The 4031-nt window shown below is 38.7% G+C and carries 4 protein-coding genes; all 4 read left to right on the top strand.

All coding sequences use genetic code 11. The annotated features are described in order from the left end of the window. The coding region (locus tag QZ562_RS20115) for a hypothetical protein (protein ID WP_293764298.1) at nt 1-215 on the top strand (215 nt) is incomplete at its 5' end. A 780-nt stretch (nt 216-995) separates the two neighbouring features. After that, a complete protein-coding gene (locus tag QZ562_RS20110; RefSeq protein WP_293764295.1) occupies nt 996-1979 on the top strand; it encodes a DUF1852 domain-containing protein in 984 nt (327 codons plus the stop codon). Nucleotides 1980-2015: 36 nt separating this feature from the next. Next, nucleotides 2016-3092 (top strand): methionine synthase, encoded by a 1077-nt coding sequence (locus tag QZ562_RS20105; RefSeq protein WP_293764293.1) that lies wholly within the window; start codon nt 2016-2018, stop codon nt 3090-3092. A gap of 197 nt (nt 3093-3289) precedes the next feature. Beyond that, nucleotides 3290-4031 (top strand): sulfite exporter TauE/SafE family protein (locus QZ562_RS20100; RefSeq protein ID WP_293764290.1); only part of this gene is annotated, 742 nt, incomplete at its 3' end.

Below are 4031 nucleotides of genomic sequence, written 5' to 3'. Positions count from 1 at the left end.
GTGTATTGAGAGCAATCAAGAAACAAACTTATTTTAATACACTAGGTACTACGTCAAGTACTGGTTACTGGTTGTCAGATACATTAATGCACGATGGGAAAGTAGAAGCTTTTCCAAGTATATCTCAATCAATCAGAGGTAAATCAGCAGAGAAAATCCTTAAGTATTGGTACACGGGCGAGTACGATGAATATGAACCAATGTTTATCGATTAGAAATATACCTGTTTATCGAAGTGGACGTAAAGTCGTGTGAATTTCTATGTGTAGCGAGCAGCTTAGTTCTCTGAAACGCATGCTTTCGTATCTAAATGGTCTCTTCTGAGGCCATTTTTAAATTCAATACTCGGCCTGAAATCTAGTAAAAGTTACCTTCAAACACGATATTCCATAGGCAGCAATGAGCCTTGAAGCGAACATAAGATTGAATGAAACCCGACTGACTCCAATTCATCCTAAACTGATTGTCGCCTGAGTCTGTGCCAAAACGGTCGTAGCGGTGGCTCGATAAAACTGGTTTTGAGCGGCAGGAATGCAATGTGAGCTCAAATGGTCAATGCAACGCAATACTTAAATAAAGTGGAGGCGTTGTCATGAAACAGATAAAATAGACTATTAGTACTATACCGTTATCGCAACGAAGCGAGTTGCATTTGACACACGGTTAATTGGAACGGTCTGATTTTACTTACCTAATTAATTTACATTTGATAATAGATAAAAAGCATAAGCAGAAATGCGTGGCTATACGCCCTTTAAATCACTGAACAGTTCACCCTCACCTACAAAACCATGAGAATTATTCATCAATCAATGAAATAAAACCATTTTTATTCATCAAATGAACCAAGTATAAAATACACACTTCCTAACTCTAAAAAATATCACAGTTGATTCCTAAAAATATTACAAGGGAAAAAATAAAAAAACTGTGATGGAAATATTAGTTAGAGAAAATGTTTAAGTTTTTTACACTAACTTGGGTAACAGATCGCCATGAATAAAAATTTTACATTTACATTTACTATTAAAAACATTCTTCTCGATGAAAACTATCAACCTTCAGACAATACACGTATTACGACCAACTTTGCTAATTTGGCCAGAGGAGAGAGCCGCCAACAGAACTTGAGCAACACTTTAAAGATGATCGACAATAGTTTTAATGCTTTAGCGTATTGGGATAATCCCAGAGGCGATCGTTATTCTGTCGAGCTTGAAATCATTTCTGTTTATATGGATATTGAGGGCAGCAACCAAACTTTCCCATCTATTGAAGTATTGAAAACGAATATTGTTGATCATCAAACTAATGAACGCATTGAAGGCATTGTAGGAAATAATTTTTCTTCTTATGTGCGAGATTATGATTTTAGTGTGTTACTAGGTGAGCATAATAAAGGTCAAAGCAAATTTAGCATTCCAGATGATTTTGGCGTTTTACATGGCAAACTATTCAAACATTTTATCAACTCAACGACTTATAAACAGCACTTTAATAAGTCACCTGTTATCTGTCTGAGTGTTTCGGATAACAAGACTTATAATCGAACTCAAAACCAACATCCTTTATTAGGTTTTGAATACCTGCCCAATGAATCATCTTTGACTGAGCAATACTTTAAAAAAATGGGCTTACAGGTTCGTTATTTTATGCCGCCTAACAGTGTTGCGCCATTGGCTTTCTTCTTCTTTGGCGATTTACTTAATGATTACAGCAACCTTGAGCTTATAAGTACCATCAGCACGATGGAAACGTTTCAAAAAATTTACCGACCTGAAATTTACAATGCGAATGCTGTTGCAGGAAATTGCTATCAACCAAATTTGAAGAACTTGGATCATTCATTAACCCACATTGTTTATGACCGAGAAGAGCGCAGTATGTTGGCCATTAAGCAGGGAAGATTTGCTGAAGAGCATTTTATCAAACCATATCAAACAATGCTTGAGCAGTGGTCTGCTAATTACGCTATTTGATTGACTCAATTAATTCAAAGGTACAATACATTTATTATGAAAACACATATTTTGAAAGCACATGTTCCGAAAACCCTAGGCCAGAAAATATTACTACCCACTTCAACGGCAGGCAGTTTACCCAAGCCCTCGTGGCTTGCACAACCAGAAGCGCTATGGTCACCGTGGAAATTACAGGGTGAAGAATTAATTGATGGCAAACACGATGCGTTACGTGTGTCATTGCAAGAGCAACAACAGGCAGGTATTGATATTGTCAGTGATGGTGAGCAAACACGCCAACATTTTGTTACTACGTTTATTGAGCACCTTACCGGCGTTGATTTTGAGAATCGCAAAACCGTTAAGATCCGTGATCGTTATGACGCCAGTGTACCAACAGTGATTGGTGCTGTTTCTCGCCCAAAGTCAGTGTTTGTTGAAGATGCTAAGCTTTTACGCCAGCAAACTAATAAGCCTATTAAATGGGCTCTACCTGGTCCTATGACGATGATAGATACGCTTTATGATGACCATTATCACAGTCGCGAAAAGCTCGCATGGGAATTTGCTAAAATCCTTAATCAAGAAGCCAGAGAGTTAGAGGCCGTGGGGGTTGATATCATCCAGTTTGATGAGCCTGCATTTAATGTGTTTTTTGAAGAGGTTAATGATTGGGGGATCGCTTGTTTAGAGAGAGCAATTGAAGGGCTTAAATGTGAAACCGCGGTACATATTTGCTATGGTTATGGCATCAAAGCCAACACCGATTGGAAAAAGACGTTGGGGTCTGAGTGGCGACAATATGAAGAAGCTTTTCCAAAACTGCAAAAATCTAATATCGATATTATTTCGCTCGAATGTCATAACTCTCATGTTCCAATGGAGCTACTTGAACTTATTCGAGGTAAAAAAGTGATGGTAGGTGCCATTGATGTGGCAACTGATAGCATTGAAACACCTGAGGAAGTCGCCAATACCCTACGAGAAGCACTCAAGTATGTAGATGCCGACAAGCTCTATCCTTGTACTAACTGCGGCATGGCTCCTTTATCTCGAGATGTAGCAAGAGGAAAACTAAGGGCTTTAAGTGCAGGCACAGAAATCGTCCGAAGAGAACTTTCCGCCATGTAACTTATGAATAACTATGAGTAACAAATCAATAGCTAACCAATAACTAAGAATTAACAAATTAGTGCATTAATTCTACCCAAGTTACTTTAGATAATTAAAAATAATAGGGGCATACTGTTTGCAATGGCCTCTTGAATTGATAATAAGGTCTTTGTGGTTTTTAAAACAATAAAAAATAAAAATAGAAATAATATCTAATGAGTTTCATTGAATTTATAACAAATAATATCTCTACCTTTTTGGCATTAGTTGGCACGGGTGTATTCGCAGGCGTTTTAGCTGGCTTGTTAGGTTTAGGTGGCGGTATCGTCATCGTACCTATACTATTTTTCTTGTTCCAGAGCTTTGGCGTATCATCAGAATCTGCGATGCTTGTTGCGACAGCAACCTCACTGGCTACCATAGTACCAACGTCTATTAGTTCAATACGTTCCCACAACCAAAAAGGTAATGTAGATTTTGCCCTACTCAAGCGTTGGGCTGTATGTATTCTTATAGGTGTCATGGGGGGTAGTTGGTTAGTGACTCGTGTTGACGGGACTATACTGACTGTGATGTTTGGGGTGATAGCGGTTTTATCGGCACTAAATATGTTATTCAGAACTGGAAAATCCGCTCTGTATCAAAAATTGCCTGGTAAAGCAGGACAAGCTGTAATAAGTACATGCATTGGCTTTTTCAGTTCAATGGTTGGGATTGGCGGCGGCACTATTTCGGTTCCACTACTCACCCTGTATAATTATCCGACTCACAAGGCAGTTGGCACAGCTGCGGCAATAGGGTTAATTATTTCGTTACCAGCTACGCTAACAATGCTGACTTTGGGTAGTACACCAAGCGATGCTCCAGCTGGTACATTTGGCTTGGTCAATCTATTTGGCTTTCTTTGTATTGTGCCGCTAACGGTATTATTTGCACCAGTAGGGGTATCACTGGCTG

The organism is uncultured Paraglaciecola sp. (assembly GCF_913058035.1).
Lineage (GTDB): Bacteria > Pseudomonadota > Gammaproteobacteria > Enterobacterales > Alteromonadaceae > Paraglaciecola.
The sequence above is the reverse complement of the archived record's forward strand: the minus strand, read 5'-3'. Positions and strand labels throughout refer to the sequence as shown.